At 72.3% G+C, this 17,209-nt stretch carries 22 protein-coding genes; 4 read left to right on the top strand and 18 right to left on the bottom strand.

Annotation, left to right across the window (positions count from 1 at the left end; genetic code table 11):
- Positions 1–9: 9 nt before the first annotated feature.
- The 3 genes from ABT026_RS06640 to ABT026_RS06630 all read right to left on the bottom strand — a co-directional run bounded on the left by ABT026_RS06640 (position 10) and on the right by ABT026_RS06630 (position 2,334).
- Positions 10–456, bottom strand: coding sequence for a helix-turn-helix domain-containing protein (locus ABT026_RS06640; RefSeq protein ID WP_351112903.1), 447 nt, complete (start codon positions 454–456; stop codon positions 10–12).
- Positions 457–691: 235 nt separating this feature from the next.
- Positions 692–1,429 (bottom strand): HAD family hydrolase, encoded by a 738-nt coding sequence (locus ABT026_RS06635; protein ID WP_351112901.1) that lies wholly within the window; start codon positions 1,427–1,429, stop codon positions 692–694.
- Entirely contained in the window at positions 1,429–2,334 is a 906-nt protein-coding gene (locus ABT026_RS06630) for a winged helix-turn-helix domain-containing protein (protein ID WP_351112899.1), read from the bottom strand. The genes ABT026_RS06635 and ABT026_RS06630 overlap by 1 nt, the downstream gene beginning before the upstream one ends.
- 173 nt (positions 2,335–2,507) lie before the next feature.
- On the opposite strand from ABT026_RS06630, the gene ABT026_RS06625 reads away from it, so the two are divergent.
- Entirely contained in the window at positions 2,508–2,699 is a 192-nt protein-coding gene (locus tag ABT026_RS06625) for a hypothetical protein (protein WP_351112897.1), read from the top strand.
- 393 nt (positions 2,700–3,092) lie between these two features.
- Here ABT026_RS06625 and ABT026_RS06620 read toward each other — a convergent pair whose 3' ends face one another.
- Together ABT026_RS06620 and ABT026_RS06615 are read right to left on the bottom strand one after the other, a co-directional pair.
- On the bottom strand, positions 3,093–4,025 hold the full coding sequence (locus ABT026_RS06620) for an asparaginase (RefSeq protein WP_351113124.1): 933 nt from the start codon (positions 4,023–4,025) through the stop codon (positions 3,093–3,095).
- A 242-nt stretch (positions 4,026–4,267) separates the two neighbouring features.
- Positions 4,268–4,951, bottom strand: a complete 684-nt coding sequence (locus tag ABT026_RS06615; RefSeq protein ID WP_351112895.1) for an RsiG family protein — start codon at positions 4,949–4,951, stop codon at positions 4,268–4,270.
- Positions 4,952–5,108: 157 nt separating this feature from the next.
- On the opposite strand from ABT026_RS06615, the gene dtd reads away from it, so the two are divergent.
- Positions 5,109–5,534, top strand: a complete 426-nt coding sequence (dtd, locus tag ABT026_RS06610) for a D-aminoacyl-tRNA deacylase (RefSeq protein ID WP_351112893.1) — start codon at positions 5,109–5,111, stop codon at positions 5,532–5,534.
- Between the two features lie 15 nt (positions 5,535–5,549).
- On the opposite strand, the gene ygfZ is transcribed toward dtd, so the two are convergent.
- From ygfZ to ABT026_RS06580, 6 genes are all read right to left on the bottom strand, one after another.
- Positions 5,550–6,515 carry a CAF17-like 4Fe-4S cluster assembly/insertion protein YgfZ gene (gene ygfZ, locus ABT026_RS06605; RefSeq protein ID WP_351112891.1) on the bottom strand — a complete coding sequence of 322 codons (966 nt, stop codon included), beginning with the start codon at positions 6,513–6,515 and terminating at the stop codon, positions 5,550–5,552.
- Positions 6,516–6,525: 10 nt separating this feature from the next.
- Positions 6,526–7,002, bottom strand: coding sequence for a Fur family transcriptional regulator (locus ABT026_RS06600; protein ID WP_351112889.1), 477 nt, complete (start codon positions 7,000–7,002; stop codon positions 6,526–6,528).
- A gap of 24 nt (positions 7,003–7,026) precedes the next feature.
- On the bottom strand, positions 7,027–7,602 hold the full coding sequence (locus tag ABT026_RS06595; protein ID WP_351112887.1) for a heme-binding beta-barrel domain-containing protein: 576 nt from the start codon (positions 7,600–7,602) through the stop codon (positions 7,027–7,029).
- Positions 7,603–7,856: 254 nt separating this feature from the next.
- Positions 7,857–8,933, bottom strand: coding sequence for a hypothetical protein (locus tag ABT026_RS06590; protein WP_351112885.1), 1,077 nt, complete (start codon positions 8,931–8,933; stop codon positions 7,857–7,859).
- On the bottom strand, positions 8,930–9,898 hold the full coding sequence (locus ABT026_RS06585) for a hypothetical protein (RefSeq protein WP_351112883.1): 969 nt from the start codon (positions 9,896–9,898) through the stop codon (positions 8,930–8,932). The genes ABT026_RS06590 and ABT026_RS06585 overlap by 4 nt, the downstream gene beginning before the upstream one ends.
- The gene (locus ABT026_RS06580) at positions 9,895–10,797 is read right to left on the bottom strand and encodes a hypothetical protein (RefSeq protein WP_351112881.1); all 903 of its coding nucleotides are present in this window, start codon (positions 10,795–10,797) and stop codon (positions 9,895–9,897) included. The genes ABT026_RS06585 and ABT026_RS06580 overlap by 4 nt, the downstream gene beginning before the upstream one ends.
- Before the next feature lie 118 nt (positions 10,798–10,915).
- On the opposite strand from ABT026_RS06580, the gene ABT026_RS06575 reads away from it, so the two are divergent.
- A complete protein-coding gene (locus ABT026_RS06575) occupies positions 10,916–11,278 on the top strand; it encodes a DsrE family protein (protein WP_351112880.1) in 363 nt (120 codons plus the stop codon).
- A gap of 34 nt (positions 11,279–11,312) precedes the next feature.
- Here the strand turns inward: ABT026_RS06575 and ABT026_RS06570 are convergent, their stop codons facing one another.
- The 7 genes from ABT026_RS06570 to ABT026_RS06540 form a co-directional block, all read right to left on the bottom strand.
- Positions 11,313–11,579, bottom strand: a complete 267-nt coding sequence (locus ABT026_RS06570) for a DUF3099 domain-containing protein (RefSeq protein WP_351112877.1) — start codon at positions 11,577–11,579, stop codon at positions 11,313–11,315.
- A gap of 84 nt (positions 11,580–11,663) precedes the next feature.
- Positions 11,664–11,951, bottom strand: a complete 288-nt coding sequence (locus ABT026_RS06565) for a DUF1416 domain-containing protein (protein WP_351112875.1) — start codon at positions 11,949–11,951, stop codon at positions 11,664–11,666.
- Between the two features lie 12 nt (positions 11,952–11,963).
- The gene (locus tag ABT026_RS06560) at positions 11,964–12,803 is read right to left on the bottom strand and encodes a sulfurtransferase (protein WP_351112873.1); all 840 of its coding nucleotides are present in this window, start codon (positions 12,801–12,803) and stop codon (positions 11,964–11,966) included.
- Between the two features lie 170 nt (positions 12,804–12,973).
- A complete protein-coding gene (locus ABT026_RS06555; RefSeq protein ID WP_350240574.1) occupies positions 12,974–13,054 on the bottom strand; it encodes a putative leader peptide in 81 nt (26 codons plus the stop codon).
- A 210-nt stretch (positions 13,055–13,264) separates the two neighbouring features.
- Entirely contained in the window at positions 13,265–13,996 is a 732-nt protein-coding gene (locus tag ABT026_RS06550; protein WP_351112871.1) for an LmeA family phospholipid-binding protein, read from the bottom strand.
- Between the two features lie 125 nt (positions 13,997–14,121).
- Positions 14,122–15,162, bottom strand: a complete 1,041-nt coding sequence (locus ABT026_RS06545) for a LacI family DNA-binding transcriptional regulator (RefSeq protein WP_351112869.1) — start codon at positions 15,160–15,162, stop codon at positions 14,122–14,124.
- Between the two features lie 120 nt (positions 15,163–15,282).
- Positions 15,283–16,074 carry a response regulator transcription factor gene (locus ABT026_RS06540; RefSeq protein ID WP_351112867.1) on the bottom strand — a complete coding sequence of 264 codons (792 nt, stop codon included), beginning with the start codon at positions 16,072–16,074 and terminating at the stop codon, positions 15,283–15,285.
- Between the two features lie 265 nt (positions 16,075–16,339).
- On the opposite strand from ABT026_RS06540, the gene ABT026_RS06535 reads away from it, so the two are divergent.
- The gene (locus ABT026_RS06535; protein ID WP_351112865.1) at positions 16,340–17,188 is read left to right on the top strand and encodes an alpha/beta hydrolase; all 849 of its coding nucleotides are present in this window, start codon (positions 16,340–16,342) and stop codon (positions 17,186–17,188) included.
- Positions 17,189–17,209: the final 21 nt, after the last annotated feature.

Raw genomic sequence — 17,209 nt, 5'->3', positions numbered from 1 at the left:
CCGGATCGCTTACTTCTGGAAGTCTGGTGGTGCCGGTGGCGTGCCCCCGCCGTCGGCCGGGCGAGGTCCGCCTGCCGCCGCGTCGTCCGCACCGTTCTCGTGGCGGAACGCGTCGTAGATCTGGACCAGCGCCTGCTTCTGCCGCTCGGTGAGCACGGGGTCGGCGAAGATGACGGTTCGGGTGTCCGGACCGTGCGTGGCGTCGTCCGCAGTGCCGCTGCCCCGTTCGGCGTCGAGAATGCCCGCCCGGACGTAGAGAGTCTCGGCGGAGATCCGCAGGGCCTTGGCGACCTGTTGGAGCACCTCGGCGCTGGGCTTGCGCAGGCCTCGCTCGATCTGGCTCAGGTAGGGGTTCGACACCCCTGCGGCGTCCGCGAGTTGCCGCAACGACAGTTGTGCGTTGCGTCGCTGCTCGCGCAGATACTCCCCGAGACCACCGACGTTGAGCGATGCCATGACCACACCGTGCCACCTCGCGCTAACTTTTGCAAGCGCCCTGCTAACAGGCTTGCGCGTCGCTCCCGGGGCGGTGTCCTCACGCCGATGCCGTTCCCTGCGGACGGAGTTGACGCATCACCAGTGACCGGCGCGCGGCACCGTCCCCTGCGGCAGCCGACCGACCCGGTGGCCGGCAGGGCGGTGCCGGCACAGCGTGCACAGCCGCGGCCGGAGCGCCTCCGTCAGCCGCCACTCACGCCTCGCCGTGGTCCGCCCTGGCCGGGACGGGGCAGGGCTGGAGCGCGTCGAGGACGAACTTCAGGGAGCCGACCAGGTGCTGGGCGCCGGCCTCGAGCAGGGATGCCTCCCGGGCCGCGCTGCGGGCGTGGCCGAGGAAGGGGACGCGGGCCGCGCGGGCGGCGGCGAGGTGGGCGGGGGTCTCGCCGACGAACAGGGCCTCCCCCCGCTCCGCGCCGAGCGAGGCGAGCGCCCCGGCCAGCGTGTAGCGGAACTCCTCGCGGCGGCCGGTCCCCCGGCCGCACACCCGGGGCAGCGCGTCCGTCAGCCCGCGCCCGGCCACGTAACGGCTCCCCGCCTCGGCGTCGTGGCGGGTCACCACCGCGGTGCGCACGCCCAGCGAGGCCCAGGTGCGCACCAGCGGGTCGGCCCACGGTGTGGGCGACGCCTTCGGCACGGCGCGGAGTTCGGCCGCGGTCAGCCGTGCGCGCAAGGCGGTCGCGACCGCCTCGTCGGGGCCCTCGGCCACGGCTGCGAGGACCGCGTAGGGGTCACGGCCGGCCCGGACGGCGGCCGGAAGCGTGCCGCCCGCCCCGGTGCCGTCGAGCCAGGCGATCAGGTCGTCGGCGAGCAGCCGCTCCTCGTCGCCGCCGGGGGCGAAGAGCCGGCACAGGGGTCCGTCGAGGGCGAGCAGGACGACACGGGCGTGGGAGACGAGGCGGTCCGCCTCGGCAGTCATCACATGAGGGGCCATCAGGACAGTGTCAGGTCAGTGGTGATGGTTGCCCAGAGGGCGTCGAACCACTTCTGCGACTGTTCCACGAACGCCGCGTCCCGCGAGGCCCCGGCGCGTTCGAAGGAGAACAGCAGGGACTCCGCGCTCATCCCGTCGAACACCTCGACCGCCTCGCTCTCCCCGACCGTCTCCTCCCGCCGGGTGATCATGTAGTAGGCCATCAGCGCCTCGGAGCCGTTGAGCAGGTAGAGCTTCATCGGCGGGGTGAACGGCAGCGCCCGGAAGGTGACCCGGACGTCGACGCCGTGCGAGTGGCGCAGCATCCGCAGGTTGTGGCGCAGGACGTGGCCCTGGGCGTTGCGCTGCGCCAGCCACCACTCGTGGACCGGGTCGGGCGGCTCGATGTCGCCGTCGGCCCGCCTGCGGCGCCCCTCGACCGGGACCGGGAAGGCGAGGTTGATGTTCCGGGAGGGGACCAGGATCCGCACGTCGATGGACTCCGGCCGGACCCGGCCCTCGTGGACCAGCCGCAGCGGCTCGGCGAGCGCCAGCATCAGCGTCTCGGCGGTCAGGCAGACCGCGTCGATCCGCACCGCGGGCTCCTGGAACGCCTGCACCAGCCGGGGCGCGAGGCCGACCATGGCCGGGCGCGGCTCGCCCGAGGCGGGGCGGCGCTCGGCGATCCTCGGTGGGCTCCCCTTGCTGACGTTGGTGAGCAGGCCGAGCTCCTGCAGGGTGCGAAGGGCCTGACGCACCGCGCCGCGCTCCACGCCGAACTCCTCGGCGAGCTCGGCCTGGGTGGGCAGCCTGTCGCCCGCCTTCAGCTCGCCGGCCTGGATCCGGTCGCGCAGCACCTCGGCGATCTCATGGGACGAGAGTCTCCTGTTGCCAGTCACTGCCACGTTCTCCTGAGTCACGACCAAACGGTACAACTTCCGTGCAGATTACGGAGGTTGGTTTCGCGAACCGCCAACTGGACATAACTCCAACCAACTTCCACACTTGGCAGAGTTGGACCGAGTTGGCCCCACTTCCATCACCGGGAGCGAACCACAGACCGCACCGCCCCACGAGACCGAGACCCCCTGGAGGCACCGTGCCCGCCCTCGCCGCCCTCGCCGCAGCCGTCGCCGTCGTCATGGTCGAGCGGTACGTCGAGATGAGGTACGGCACGGCCGGTCTCGTCGGCCTGCTGCTCCTCACTGTCGGCCACAAGGCCAACAGCCCGACGTGCAGCTCCGCGGGTGCGGTGGTGCTCGCCGTGACCGTCACCTCGCCGGCGGTCTGACCCGGCAAGCGTACAACTTCACGCCATTTCCGGGGAGTTCAGGTGAAGGTGGTTACCCCGCAGGGCGAGATGGATACAACTACAGATGAGTTGGTCGCCAACTCTTCCAACCTGGCGCAGGAGCCGGGCGGTTGGCGTCAGAGCCGGAGATCACGGCAGCGTTCCTCTCCGGAGGGGAGCCGGGAGCGCACTCCTACAACTGAAGAGCACGCTACGGATGCACCACCCAGCACAGTCCCGTCCACCACCGGCCGGCGCGTACCGGGCAGGAAGGAGGTCCGACCAGGAGAGTTCACGGCAGGGCGCCCGCCCGACCGGGCGGGGCCCCTGCGGCCCCCACGACAAACCGCGCGTAGAACCCCGCCGACCGCGCCCCGTCGGACGTCCCCGGCCTCAGAAGGCCGCGCGGACCGCCCCGACCTCCCGGCCGCCGCCCAGCAGCGGCGCGTGGCCGATGCGGTCCAGCACGGGGGCGTCGACCCCCGCCAGGCGCAGCACCCGTGCCAGCACCGGACCGAGCACGCGGGTCGCGCCGTCCTCCACCTTGAACGCCAGCGCCCGCCCGTCCGGCAGGGCCACGGCCTGCACGGCCTCGGCGCCCATCTTGGACAGGACTCCCGGCACCTCGCGCATCAGCCAGGTGTCCGGACGACGGGTTCCGGCCACGTACTCCGGGTGCGCCCGCATCGCGTCCGCCACCTGGCGCTCCGCGCTGCCCGGCTCCGCCAGCACGAAGGAGCGGAAGGCACGGGCCAGACCGGTGAGGCCGATCGCCATCAGGGGCGCGCCGCAGCCGTCGGTGCCCACCGCGGTCACCGGCTCCCCCGCCGCCTCCTCGACCGCCGTGTGCACCAGCCGCTGCAGCGGGTGCCCCGGGTCGAGGTAGTCCTCCAGCGACCAGCCGTTGAGGGCGGAGGCGGCCAGCATGGCGGTGTGCTTGCCGGAGCAGTTCATGGCGACCCGCTCCCGGACGCCGCCTGCGGCCAGGTACGCCTCCGCCTCCACCGGGTCCAGCGGCAGGTCGACGGGGCAGCCCAGCTGCTCCTCGCGCAGGTGGAACTCGTCGAGCATCTCGCGCACCAGCTCACGGTGGAACGTTTCTCCGGAGTGGCTGGCCGCCGCGATCGCCAGCCGCTCGCCCTTCAGCGTCAGCCCGGCCCGCAGGATGGCCGCGGCCTGCATGGGCTTGTTGGACGACCGGGGGAAGACGGCGACACCCGGATCACCGAGGGCGAACTCCACCGACCCGTCCGGCGCCAGCAGCACCAGGTGCCCGCGGTGCCGCCCCTCCACGAAGCCGGAGCGCACCACCTCGGCCAGCGGCACCGGCTCGACGGTGTGAGCGGCCGCGGCGAGAACGGCCTGCGCGTCAGCGGTGGGCGCGGGAGCGGCCGGCGCCGCCGCGGCGAAGGCCCGGTCGTCCCGGGATGCCCGGGCGGCCCGTTCGGCCTGGTCCGCCGGATCGACCCGGTCGGCCCGGGCGGCGGCCGGGGCGGGGCGGTCGTCGGCGGGGACGCGGGTCGGCTCGGAGGTCGGCTCGGACACGGTGCGGGGCCTTTCAGGAGGACTCAGAGCAGCAGGTCGTCCACCTGCGCCTCTCCTTCACGGTACCTGCGCGCCAGCTCTGCCCCGCACGCGTCGGCGGTGCGCTGCAGCTCCTGGCGGCGCGACGACACCCCGCGCTCGTGCCGCACCAGCCGGGCGAGGGCCACCCGCAGCTCCACGTCGGTCCGGGCGGCCAGGTCGGAGAGGCCGACCTCGTCCAGCATCCCGGCCACCTCCCGCCGGTACTCCTCGCTCCGCGGGGCGGAGAAGGTGACGTGCCGGGCCGACGAGGGGTGGCGGGCGGGGGCGTCCCGGAGGATCTCCGGCAGCCGCTCCATGACCCGCGCCGGCTCGGCGAGCGGCCCCTGCCCGGTACCGCCGCCCGGGCCCCTGCGGCCCAGCTCGGCGCGGAGGATGTCGATCCGGCCCTGCAGCAGCCGCCGCAGGTAGCTGAGGTCCGTCTCCTCGGCCTGCGCCCGGCGCCGCAGCGCGCGGATCTCGGCCATCGGCAGCCCGGCGACCGGGGCGACCGCCGGCGGCGTGCCCGCCCCGCAGGCCGCGCCCTGCGGGGTCGAGGCCGCGGAGGCAGCCGCCATGTCGTGCGAGGGCGTCCGCTGCGCGAAGGCGCGGCCCGCCACCGCCTGCCCGTCCCGCTCGGCCGCCCGACCGCCGATGTGCGTTCCCGGTGTCCTCATCTGCTCCAGCATCTCCTTGGTCGCCCGCGACCGGCGTGTGGACTTGCATCGTGCCACCCCAAGTGGCCGCAATGTGCGCGAGTGTCCATGATCGTCCCCTGATGGGGGGCGTCCGAACCTCCCGGGGCCGGGCTGAACCACCGTTCGGCGGCACGGCATGATGGGGCCCATGCGAGCGGTGGTACAGCGGGTGGACGGCGCGAGCGTCGTCGTCGAGGGCGAGACGGTCGGAGAGATCACTGGTGAGGGGCTGTGCGTCCTCGTCGGGGTCACCCATGACGACACCCCGGAGAAGGCGGCCCAGCTGGCCCGCAAGCTCTGGTCGCTGCGGATCCTGCACGAGGAGAAGTCGTGCAGCGACGTGGACGCGCCGCTTCTGGTGATCAGCCAGTTCACCCTTTACGGGGACGCCCGCAAGGGTCGCCGGCCCACCTGGAACGCGGCGGCGCCCGGACCGGTGGCCGAACCGCTGGTGGACGAGGTGGTCGCGCGGCTGCGCGAGCTCGGCGCGACGGTGGCGACCGGCCGGTTCGGGGCCGAGATGAGGGTGTCCCTCACCAACGACGGCCCCTTCACCGTCCTGCTGGAGATGTAGGGCCCGCGCGCGGCCCTACGGCTGCACCACGACCTCCTGGGCGGCCGCCGTCGACCCGGCCAGCAGCCGGGCGTCGACGGGCACGTTGCGCTTCACCAGGGCCAGGGCGACCGGGCCCAGCTCGTGGTGGCGCACCGAGGTCGTCACGAAGCCCAGCTTGCGGCCCTCGGGGCCGTCGTCCGCGTCGCGGATCTCCGTCCCCGGCGGCGGCAGGTGCACCTCGCTGCCGTCCAGGTGCAGGAAGACCAGCCGCCGCGGCGGCTTCCCCAGGTTGTGGACACGGGCCACCGTCTCCTGGCCGCGGTAGCAGCCCTTCTGCAGGTGCACCGCGCTCTCCAGCCAGCCCAGCTCGTGCGGGATGGTCCGGTGGTCCGTCTCGAAGCCCAGGCGCGGCCGGTGCTGCTCGACCCGCAGCGCCTCCAGCGCGAGGATGCCCGCGGCCGGCCCGTTGGCCTCGGCGAACTCCTCCAGACCCTCACGGGGCAGGAACAGGTCCCGTCCGTACGGCGTCTCCCGGGCGACCGCGCCCTCGGGGGTGGCGGCGATCGACCCGGCGGGCAGGTGGACGAGGGCGTACTCCGCGGTGCGGTCGGCGACCTCGACCCGGTAGAAGAACTTCATCGACTCCAGGTAGGCGATCAGCGCCTCCTGGGTGCCCGGCTCGACGTGCGCCCAGGTGGTGGCGCCGTCGTCCACCAGGTACAGCGCGTGCTCGATGTGCCCGTGCGGGGAGAGGATCAGCGCCTCGGTCGCCCGGTGCGCGGGCAGCTGCTCGACGTGCTGGGTGAGCAGCAGGTGCAGCCAGGCCAGCCGGTCGTCGCCGGTGACGGTGACCACCCCGCGGTGCGAGAGGTCCACGAAGCCCCTGCCGTCGGCCAGCGCCCGCTGTTCGCGGAACAGGTCTCCGTAGTGCGCGGCGACGCCTTCGTCCACACCCTCGGCGGGGACGGCGCCGGGCAACAGCAGCAAGGGACTCTTCATACGGATCACCCTACGTGTCTCGGTCGGCTCGATCCCCGGGCGCGGGAGCGGGGTCCGCGGCGGAGGGCGGTTCCTTGCCGCACCGCTCGCACCGCCCGAAGATCGCGAAGTGCTTCATGTCGGTGTCGAACCCGAAGGTCGCCCGGAGCTTGGCGGTGAACTCCTCCGCCACCGCGACGTCCGCCTCGATCACCTCGCCGCAGTCCCGGCAGACCAGGTGCAGGTGCTGGTGCCGGTCGGCGAGGTGGTAGGTCGGGGCGCCGTGCCCCAGATGGGCATGGCTGACCAGGCCGAGCTCCTCCAGGAGCTCCAGGGTCCGGTAGACGGTGGAAATGTTGACCCCCGACGCCGTTCTCCTCACTTCGCCGAGGATGTCGTCGGGGGTCGCGTGCTCCAGTGTCTCGACCGCTTCGAGCACGAGTTGCCGCTGCGGGGTCAGCCGGTAGCCGCGCTGCCGCAGGTCAGTCTTCCAGTCGGTGCTCACCACACCGAAAGTCTAGGTCTCTCCGGCCTACTTGAAGAAGGCGATGCCGTCGTCGGGCATATCGTCGGGCAGGGCCTTGGCCCAGCGCTCGACCTCCTCCGGCGTGACGACCTTCTTCAGGTGGGCCGACATGTAGGGGCGCAGCTCGACCTCGGGGGTCTGCTTCTCACCGACCCACATCAGGTCGCTCTTCACGTAGCCGTACAGGCGCTTGCCGCCGCTGTACGGCCCGGAGGCGCGGGTCCGCGCGACCGCGTCGGTGACGACGTCGATCTGCGGCTTCTTGTCGGCCATCTGTCCGTACCAGACCTCGACCACGCCGTCGTCGCGGGTCATCACGATCTCGACGTTGCGGTCCTTGTCGATCCGCCAGAAGCCGGACTCGGTCTCCAGCGGGCGGACCTTGTTCCCGTCGTTGTCCAGCACCCAGGTGTGGGAGCGGTACTCCAGGAAGTCCCGGCCGTCGTGGCTGAAGGTGACCTCCTGGCCGAAGTTGCACTTCTCGGAGCCGGGGAAGTCGTGCACGCCCGCGCCGGCCCAGCTGCCGAGCAGGAAGGCGAGCGGGACGAGGTCCGGGTGAAGGTCGGACGGGATCTCGATCATGAGTTGCTCTTCGTCGCGAGTGGCTTGAACGGATCGGTCGTGGCGCGCGTCAGCGCTGGCCCTGGTACAGCTTCTTCACGGTCAGGCCCGCGAAGGCGAGAACGCCGAGGCAGACAAGAACCAGCAGGGCCGAAAAGAAGATCTCCACGGGTGCTCCTCAGATGAGCGCGGTATAGCGGTGTACACAAGAGCCGGACCCCAGCTTACGCGCCCGGGGTCCGGCTCTTCCTGCGAGGTGCGGTCGCACCCGGTGGTCAGCTCAGCAGCTGGGACTGCAGCACGGCCGTCTGCTGGAAGGGGATCGCCGCGGCGGTGCCCTTCCTGGTCTGCGTGATCACGGCCAGGGTGTCGCCGGCGCTCAGGTAGGCGTGCCGGCTCTGCTCGTCGCCGTAGGGCTTGGCCTCGACGTAGGCGAGGAGCGGGACGTCCGCGACCTCCGCCTTGGCGGGCCAGTCCTCGTCGGCCTCCCACGCCTCGCTGCCCGCGGGCAGGAAACCGGGTTCGCCGTAGGTCGCCATGGAGTCCCAGACGCCGACCTCGAGCTGCTCGGCGGTGTTGAAGTGGAGCAGGTAGATCTCGGTGCGGGTGCCGTCCGGCATGGTCCAGCCGCGGGCGGCGATGTGCCGCAGGCCGTTGTCGGTGAGCAGCTGCGACAGATCCTCCCGGCCGTCCTTCTCGAAGGCGGCCAGGAAGGTCTTCTTCTTCAGCCAGCCGTTCTCGTCGCCGGCCAGCTCCTTGACCGCGGTGGCCCCCGCGGGCGCCGGCAGCAGGAGTTCACGCAGGTCGGCGTGGTGCGCGCCGGCCGGGTTGTCGTCGGCGAAGGGAGCGGGGCTGCCCTCGGGCAGCGGCGGCCGCACCAGTTCGGGGTAGTCCCAGCGGCCGTCCGACTCGGTGGCCAGACCCGGCACCTCGGTGCGCTCCATGGACGTGATGCCGTACGCGGCGCCGGTGCCGACGGCGGCGAACACCACCACGGCGGCCGTCCACCGCCCCACGGCCCGCAGCATCCGCCGCCGGTCCCTGGCCGGCTTGGCCGGCTCGGCACCGGCCGCCACCTGGGGGGCGGCGAAGGGATTGCCGGTGCCGGCCGGCGGGGCTCCGACGACCGGGGCGTCCGCCGGCAGGGCGGGCGCCGGCGGCGCGAAGGCGGCCGGGGCGTCCGTCACGGGTGCCGACGGGGCGTCCACTGCGGGCTGCCCGGCGGGCGGCGCGGTGGGCTGCCCGGCGGGCGGCGCGGTGGGCTGCGCGGGCAGTTCCGTGGTGGACTGCTGCGGCACCACCGGCGTCGGCTCCTGCGGCTGTGCGGTCTGATCGACGGTCTGCTCGCTCATACCGCCTCCCCCGGGGTCTCGATGCGGTCCAGCTGCTTGCCCATGAGTCCGGCGATGTCCTTCTTCTCGACCGGCCGGGGCGCGAACGCGGAGAGGCTGACCGACACCTCGCCCTGGTGGCCGACGCAGTGCACGAACTCGTTCTGGCCCTTCTTGTCCGCCTCGATCACGTAGCAGCGGGCGTTCTTCGCGTGCCCCGGGACCTTGGGACCGGACGTGGCGATCCCCAGGTCCTTGATGCTCTCGAAGATCTGGCGCCGGCCCGTGGCGGAGTCCTTGGCGTCCTTCTCGTTGCTCATCTGCGTGAGGACGACCTCGGTGACGTAGGCGTCGTGGCGGCCCTGCACGGTGTAGCTCCGCATCGCGAGGCCCTTGATGCGCTGCTTGTCGATCTCCCGCTCGAGCTGCCTGCGCTGGCTCCGGGGAAGCTCGTCGAAGCTCTCCTTGGCCAGTGCGGCAGCCTCCTTGCCGTTGAGCTCGGCGTCGGAGCCGTACTCGCCCATGTCCGGCCCCTGGGAGAGGTCGTCCTCCCACAGCAGCAGCATCCCGCGCAGTCCGTCGGCCTCGACGGACGCCGGCTTCTCGTCCGACGCCTTGGCGTACTTCCAGACCGGCTTGCCCGCGTCACGGTCGGCGTCCCGCACGGTCACCCAGGTGAAGCCGGACACGCCGATCGCGGCGGCGGTCACCAGGGCGATGCCCGAGAGCGCCGCGATGCGGCGGCCCCGGCCGGGCTTCTTCGCCGGCTTCGCCGCGGCCTCCGGGCTCCCCGCCGTCTCCGCCGTCTCCGGCGTCTCCGCCGTCTCGGAGGTCTCCGCCGTTCCAGGGGTCTCGGCCGTCCCAGGGGTCTCGGCCGTCACCGGCGCCTCCGGCGACGCGGCCGCGAAGGCGTCCGGTGTTCCGGCGCCCTCGGCGGTCTCGCCGGTTCCGGGGTTCTGCGCCTCTTCGTTCCTCGCCTCGGTCACAGCCGCTCCATCTGCTGCTCGGCCAGCTTCGTGGCCATCTTCTTGCCGACCGGTCTGATGTCGCTGACCCAGATCTGGAGCGCGATGTCACCGCGAACGGCGGTCGCGTGCGCCTGGTACGACGTCATGTAGCCGGGCTCGGTCTCGGGCTTCAGCACCAGGACCGCGCCGTCCTCGGCCCCGGGGAAGGGGTACTCGCGGGCGCCCTCGTGGGCGAATCCCATCTGGCCCTCATGTGCCCTGACCGATCCGAGCGCCGACTCGTTGCGGAACTGGACGAGCCGGATGGTCACCCAGCGGGTGTCGGTGTCCTCCCAGGTCACGGTCGCGGCCCGGCGGAACTCGTCGGTCAGCTCGTCCGGCAGCGAGGACATGTCGTCGTCGTGGAAGCTGGAGAACTCGTCGACGCCGATCCACCCGCGCTCCTTCTCCTTCTTGCCCTTCGGCGTCTTCAGGAGCAGTTTGCGCAGGTCGCCGTCGGTCCTCACCTTGCGGTCCTGGGCGGCCGGAAGCGGGTCCGGGCCCTCACCCTTGGCCTGCTTCAGCTCGGGCTGGGACAGGGAGGGCAGCTTGGTGGGCTCCCGCTCGGCCTGGACCAGGTAGCCGGTGCAGGTGCCTCCGACCAGGCCGAGGACGGCCGCGGCGGCGATCAGCATCGCGGTGCGGCCCCTGCGGCGCGGGGCGGGCGCGGCGGCGGGCACGGGCTCCGCGAGCGTGGGCTCGGCAAGCGCGGGCTCGGCGGGCGTGGCCTCCGCGGGCGTAACCTCCGCGGTCGGAGCCTCCGCCGCGGGGGCGGGCTCCGGTGCGGGCCCGCCGGTGTGCGTGGCCTGGGGCTCCTCGGGGGCCGCACCCGGCGCGGGCGCGGCCTCCTCGGGTTCCCTCGGCGTGTCGTGTGACAAGAGAGTCGTCCCCCCAGTAAGGATTCGGGGCACCTCCGCGAGGTTTTCGCGTGCATGCCAACGGGAAGACTCTTCGACCGGCCTCAGGGTTGCAAGCGAGTTTGGTTACGATCCGGCCATGGCCAAAAAACTAGTGATCAAGGTGACCGCGGGCGCGGACTCCCCCGAGCGCTGCTCCCAGGCGTTCACGGTGGCGGCGGTGGCGGTCGCCAGCGGCGTGGAGGTCTCGCTCTGGCTGACCGGCGAGTCGGCGTGGTTCGCGCTGCCGGGCCGGGCCGCGGAGTTCGAACTGCCGCACGCCGCCCCGCTGCCGGACCTGCTGGACGCGATCCTGGCCGGCGGCTCCGTCACCCTGTGCTCGCAGTGCGCGACGCGCCGGGAGATCACGGAGGCGGACGTGCTGAAGGGCGTCCGCATCGCCGGCGCGCAGGTGTTCGTGCAGGAGGCGCTGGGCGAGGACACCCAGGCCCTCGTCTACTGAGCGTCTCCCGACCGTCCACCGGCCGACGCGCCGGTCAGCGCGGCGGCGGCCGTCGCCTGTCGTCCAGCTCGTCCCACCACTCGTCGGACCGCCGGTCGCCGCTTGTCTCGTCCCACCAGCGGTCGTCCGGCCCCCGGCGGTTGGCGACCACCGCCGCGACGGGCGGGATCACCATGGCCACCACGCACATGGCCACCGCCGCCGGGACGGACCACAGCCGCACCACGCCCCAGGCCAGGACGAAGAGCCCGAGGCAGATGCCCATCAGCACGAAATAGGCGTGGCGCCGTCGCGCGTACATACCTCCAGCGTAGGCATGCGCACGCGACGGCGCCGGTGTCGTCACGGAGACGGAGTCACGGAGTCACGGAGTGACGGACCGCCGTCAGACGGCGATGGCGACCTCCGCCAGGCCGCCCTGCTGGGCGACGACGGTGCGGTCCGCGGTCAGACCGCCGGGGATCAGGGCCCGCAGGGTCCAGGTCCCCTCGGCGGCGTAGAACCGGAACTGACCGGTGGCCGAGGTGGGCACCTCGGCGGTGAACTCGCCGGTCGAGTCCAGCAGCCGGACGTAGCCGGTCACCGGCTCGCCCTCGTGCAGCACCTGGCCCTGGATGGTGGTCTCGCCGGGCCGGACGGCGGCGTCGGGGCCGCCTGCCTTAGCTCCACACATGGTCGTCCGTCCTCACTTACCGGGGCCGAGCTCGATCGGCACGCCGACCAGCGAGCCGTACTCGGTCCACGAACCGTCGTAGTTCTTCACGTTCTCCACGCCCAGCAGCTCGTGCAGCACGAACCAGGTCAGCGCGGAGCGCTCACCGATGCGGCAGTAGGCGATGGTGTCCTTGGCCAGGTCGACGTCGGCCTCGGTGTAGAGCGCCTTCAGCTCGTCGTCGGACTTGAAGGTGCCGTCGTCGTTGGCGTTCTTCGACCACGGGATGTTGCGGGCGCTCGGCACGTGGCCGGCGCGCTGCGACTGCTCCTGCGGCAGGTGGGCCGGGGCGAGCAGCTTGCCGGAGAACTCGTCGGGCGAGCGGACGTCGACCAGGTTCTGCTTGCCGATCGCGGCCAGCACGTCGTCGCGGAAGGCGCGGATCGCGGTGTTCTGCGGCTTGGCCTTGTACTGGGTCTCGACGCGCTCGGGGACCTCTTCGACCAGCTCGCGGGCGTCCAGCTCCCACTTCTTGCGGCCGCCGTCGAGAAGCTTGACGTTCTCGTGGCCGTAGAGCTTGAAGTACCAGTAGGCGTAGGAGGCGAACCAGTTGTTGTTGCCGCCGTAGAGGACCACCAGCGAGTCGTTGCCGACGCCCTTGGCGGAGAGCAGCTTCTCGAAGCCCTCCTGGTCGACGAAGTCGCGGCGGACCGGGTCCTGGAGGTCCTTCGTCCAGTCGAGCTTGATGGCGTTGCGGATGTGGTTCTTGTCGTAGGCGGCGGTGTCCTCGTCCACCTCGACGATCACCACGTTCGGGTCGTCCAGGTGCTCCTGGACCCAGTCGGCGTCGACCAGGACGTCGTTGCGGCTCATGCTCCATCTCCTCCGGGGCAGTTGGCGGGGGTGTCGGCTGGGAAGCTGAAAGCTGGCGAACACAGGGGTGCGGGCGCGCGGGGCGCGATGCGGCGCGGTGCGTCTTCGTCGCCACGGGCACACGCGAGGGGCCCGCCGGGCGGGCCACGGGGAACGGGAGAGCTCTCCCGTCAGGAAGTGCGACAGAGCATGGCGGCCACGCGGCACAGGTCCACTGCCCGCCGCTTGGTGAGATCCGCCTGTCGCTTCATGTCCCAGATCCTAAGGAGGGAGAACCGGGCATGTCACCGGCGTGTCGCATTCTGAGACGTAAATGTCCGCCATGTGGACGATCTGTCGCCGCGAGGCCACTCCCAAGGGCTCGGCAGGGTCTCCAGGGGCCCTCGGGGCCCCTGCGGCGGACAGGCCGTCTCGCTGTACGGACCCCTGGGACGTGCCCGGGTGTCCGCACCCGATGCCGCCTACCAGGTGGAGAGGTCCACGTCCTTGCCGGTCACCGTGACCCGCACGCCGTCGTCGTCCGGGTGGACCGAGGTGAGCCGCAGGCCGGGCGGCAGCTCGGACAGGGCCTGGTCGAAGTCGGTCACCGACCGCACCGTCTCCTCGGGCACCTTCACACCGAGGTCGGGCAGCGAGGCCGCGCGCACGCGCAGCTTCCCGTCCTCCACCGCGACCTTCCCGAGCACGTTCAGCGCCGGCAGCTCCTGCCCGAACAGGGCCGGCTGCACCTTGACCTTGATCCGCCCCTGGCCGCCGTCGGAGAGCCCCACGACCGCCGCGGTCAGCCCGGGGGCGACCCGCTGCGGCTCGGTGCGGGTGGCCTTCAGCAGCTCGTCGTAGCGGACGAGCAGGTCGCCCTTGACCTGGGCCGCCTTCGACGGCGTGAGGTCGCCGTCCAGGCGGACGCCACGGAGCCGGGCGTCGAGGTCCTCGACGGTCATCTTCTTGCCGTCGGACCCCTCGACCGGGAACTCGGCGATGGACAGCCGCACGTCGTGCAGGTCGCCGTCGGCCAGCTGGGTGAGGAAGGGGAAGCCCTGGATCGCGACCTCGGGGGTGTCCCGCAGCCCCTGCGAGGTCTTCAGCCCCTCCGCCGTCCGGTCCTCGGCGATGTGCACGGCGATCCGGTCGGCGGCCACCAGCAGTCCGCCGAGCAGCAGCGCCACGACGAGAAGTGTTCGAACGGCACGCACCTACGGGTCTCCCTACCTGGACGGCGTCTGGACGGTCGGCGGAGTACTCGGATTCGACGGTAACGCCGTGGGCCGCTCGGCAGGGAAGCCTGTCGATCAGCTGTGACAAGCCTCGCGTACGCCCGTCACGGCTGCCGCGGTTGCTCGTCGCAGCCGCAGGAGCGCCGGACCACCAGGTGGGCGGGGACGACGCGCAGCCGGTCGTGCCCGTTGCCCGGCAGCCGCACGGTGTCGTCCAGCACCAGGTCGACCGCCGCGCGGGCCATCGCCTTGCGGTCGGTGGCGACCGTGGTCAGGGGCGGGTCGGTGAGCGCCGCCTCCTTGATGTCGTCGAAGCCGACCACCGCCAGCTCGCCGGGCACGTCGATCCGCAGCTCGCGGGCGGCGCGCAGCACGCCCACGGCCTGGTCGTCGGTGGAGCAGAAGATCGCCGGCGGGCGGTCCGGGCCGGCGAGCAGCCCGAGCGCCACCTGGTAGGCGTCGTAGCGGTTGTAGGGGGCCTCGAAGCAGCGGCCCTCGGTGGTCAGGCCGAAGTCGGCCATGGCCAGGCGCCAGCCCTCGACGTGGTCGGAGACCGGGTCGCCCACCTCGGGGGTCTCGGCGGTGCCGCCGATGCAGGCGACGTAGGGGTGACCGTGCTCCAGCAGGTGCCGCACGGCCCCGCGGGCGCCGCCCACGTCGTCGGTGACCACCGCGACGTCGTCGATCGCCTCGGGGCGCTCGTGCAGCAGCACCACCCGGGCGTCCCAGGCCTCGATCTCGGCGGCGGCCTGGTCGTTCAGGGCGTGGCTGACGAGGATCAGGCCGGAGACCCGCATGCCGAGGAAGGCACGCAGGTAGTGGACCTCGCGCTCGGCCACGTAGTCGGTGTTGCCGACCAGGACCATCTTTCCGCGCTCGGAGGCGGCCTGTTCCACCGCGTGCGCCATCTCGCCGAAGAAGGGCTGGCGGGCATCCGGGACGATGAGGCCTATCAGGTCGGTCCGTCGCGAGGCCATGGCCTGCGCGACCCTGTCGGGCCGGTAGCCGAGCTGCGCGATGGCGGCCAGCACACGTTCGCGGGTGGCCGGGGCGACCGGCCGGGGTCCGTTGTTGATGACGTAGCTGACCACGGCGGTCGAGGTACCCGCCAGCCGCGCCACGTCGTCCCGAGTCACCTTGGCCACGCGCGGAGTCTACGCGTATGGAAACACCTCTGGGCAGGACATCTACGCTTTGCTGTCGACCCCGCACCCGCCCCTTGGCGGGCCGGGAACGGGCCGACGGGTGCCCGCTGGGCCGGTCGGTCAGGCGTCGGCGGCCATTTCCGGGACGCTCTGCCCCGTTTCGGCCTGCTTCGCACCCGGGCGGGCGCCGCGGGTTCCGGAGGCGGCCGGGCGCTTGGCGTCCTCGGCGGGGCGTTCGCCCTTCTCAGGAGTTACGAACCGGTAGCCCACATTGCGGACAGTCCCGATCAAGGATTCGTGCTCCGGACCGAGTTTCGCGCGCAGCCGCCGCACATGGACGTCGACCGTCCGGGTGCCGCCGAAGTAGTCGTAGCCCCAGACCTCCTGGAGCAGCTGGGCGCGGGTGAAGACCCGGCCGGGGTGCTGGGCGAGGTACTTCAGGAGCTCGAACTCCTTGAAGGTGAGGTCCAGGACCCGGCCCTTGAGCTTGGCGGAGTAGGTGGCCTCGTCGACGGAGAGGTCGCCGTTGCGGATCTCCATCGGCGAGTCGTCGCCGGTGAGCTGCAGGCGGCCGACGGCGAGCCGCAGGCGGGCCTCCACCTCGGCGGGGCCGGCGGTGTCGAGCAGGACGTCGTCGACGCCCCAGTCGGCGGTGACGGCGGCCAGGCCGCCCTCGGTGACGATCAGGATCAGCGGACAGCCGGGCCCGGTGGAGCGCAGGAGCTGGCACAGGCTGCGGACCTGCGGGAGGTCACGGCGGCCGTCGACCAGGATGACGTCGGCGCTGGGCACGTTCACCAGCGCGGGGCCCTCGGCGGGGGCGACGCGCACGTTGTGGAGCAGCAGGCCGAGGGCGGGCAGCACCTCGGTCGACGGCTGGAGGGCGTTGGTGAGGAGCAGCAGTGAGCTCATCGGTTCTCCACACTGTCGGTGGTCCGGTGGTGCACGGTTCGCTTGCCCATAACGTCTGGTTCCTCCTGGGTCCCCGCGAGGACGTTTGCGGCACTGCATCTCGGCGCGTGGCGGGCTCCGTCGCCCCCGGGCCCCTCACCGCACCGCGTCGTGCTGGAGAAGTCCCGTGCACCTGCGCTTTCCGACTCGTATACAACTCGCTCTAATGCGCGAAAGGACCCGGGGGCTGCGTCGCCCGAGTCCTCTGCCCAGCAGAATAACCCACATGAGCACTGGCGCGGCAGGTCAAACGGCTGATTCGGGTGACGTCCCGAAGGCTGAGACAAAACGGCGGTACCCCCGAACAGCCTTTCTGCGTACGGCCGACGGGGTGAGCATCCACGCCGCGTACGAGCCGGGAACGGCTGTATACGATCCACCCGGAGCGGAATCCGATCACCCGGTGATTGTGATCGCGCACGGATTCACCGGAGATCTGGGCCGGCCCCACGTGCGGCGAATAGCGCGTTCCTTTTCACATTTCGCGGCGGTGATCACTTTCTCCTTCCGGGGCCACGGCGCGTCCGGCGGGCACTCCACCGTGGGCGACAAGGAAGTCCTCGACCTGGCGGCCGCGGTCGCCTGGGCGCGGGAGCTGGGGCACCGGCGGATCGCCACGGCCGGCTTCTCCCTGGGCGGCTCGGTGGTGGTGCGGCACGCCGCCCTGCCCGACGCCGGCGTGGACGCGGTCGCGACGGTCAGCGGCCCGGCCCGCTGGTACTACCGGGGGACGGCGGCGATGCGGCGGCTGCACTGGGTGGTGATGAGGCCGGCCGGGCGGCTGGTCGGGCGGCTCGCCCTGCGCACCCGCATCCACCACCGCGACTGGGACCCGGTGCCGCCCTCACCGGTGGAGTCGGCGCCGCTGATCGCGCCGGTCCCTCTGCTGGTGGTGCACGGGGACAGCGACCCCTACTTCCCCCTCGACCATCCGCGCTCGCTGGTCGAGGCGTCCGGGGGCCACGCCGAGTTCTGGCTCGAGGAGGGGATGGGCCACGCGGAGAACGCGGTCGACGAGGCACTGGCCCGGCGGCTCGGGGCCTGGCTGGCCGACGCCGCCCGCCGGGGCCGCTAGCCTGACCGTGTTCACACATCA

This window comes from Streptomyces sp. NPDC002734 (assembly GCF_040295685.1).
In the GTDB taxonomy this organism is placed as follows: Bacteria; Actinomycetota; Actinomycetes; order Streptomycetales; family Streptomycetaceae; genus Streptomyces.
The sequence above is the reverse complement of the archived record's forward strand: the minus strand, read 5'-3'. Positions and strand labels throughout refer to the sequence as shown.

Coding starts and splice junctions, on each gene's coding strand:
- ABT026_RS06640 (WP_351112903.1), bottom strand. CDS start 456: ATGGCATCGCTCAACGTCGGTGGTCTCGGGGAGTATCTGCGCGAGCAG.
- ABT026_RS06635 (WP_351112901.1), bottom strand. CDS start 1,429: ATGGCCCCTCATGTGATGACTGCCGAGGCGGACCGCCTCGTCTCCCAC.
- ABT026_RS06615 (WP_351112895.1), bottom strand. CDS start 4,951: ATGCTGGAGCAGATGAGGACACCGGGAACGCACATCGGCGGTCGGGCG.
- dtd (WP_351112893.1), top strand. CDS start 5,109: ATGCGAGCGGTGGTACAGCGGGTGGACGGCGCGAGCGTCGTCGTCGAG.
- ygfZ (WP_351112891.1), bottom strand. CDS start 6,515: ATGAAGAGTCCCTTGCTGCTGTTGCCCGGCGCCGTCCCCGCCGAGGGT.
- ABT026_RS06595 (WP_351112887.1), bottom strand. CDS start 7,602: ATGATCGAGATCCCGTCCGACCTTCACCCGGACCTCGTCCCGCTCGCC.
- ABT026_RS06590 (WP_351112885.1), bottom strand. CDS start 8,933: ATGAGCGAGCAGACCGTCGATCAGACCGCACAGCCGCAGGAGCCGACG.
- ABT026_RS06575 (WP_351112880.1), top strand. CDS start 10,916: ATGGCCAAAAAACTAGTGATCAAGGTGACCGCGGGCGCGGACTCCCCC.
- ABT026_RS06570 (WP_351112877.1), bottom strand. CDS start 11,579: ATGTACGCGCGACGGCGCCACGCCTATTTCGTGCTGATGGGCATCTGC.
- ABT026_RS06565 (WP_351112875.1), bottom strand. CDS start 11,951: ATGTGTGGAGCTAAGGCAGGCGGCCCCGACGCCGCCGTCCGGCCCGGC.
- ABT026_RS06560 (WP_351112873.1), bottom strand. CDS start 12,803: ATGAGCCGCAACGACGTCCTGGTCGACGCCGACTGGGTCCAGGAGCAC.
- ABT026_RS06555 (WP_350240574.1), bottom strand. CDS start 13,054: ATGAAGCGACAGGCGGATCTCACCAAGCGGCGGGCAGTGGACCTGTGC.
- ABT026_RS06540 (WP_351112867.1), bottom strand. CDS start 16,074: ATGAGCTCACTGCTGCTCCTCACCAACGCCCTCCAGCCGTCGACCGAG.
- ABT026_RS06535 (WP_351112865.1), top strand. CDS start 16,340: ATGAGCACTGGCGCGGCAGGTCAAACGGCTGATTCGGGTGACGTCCCG.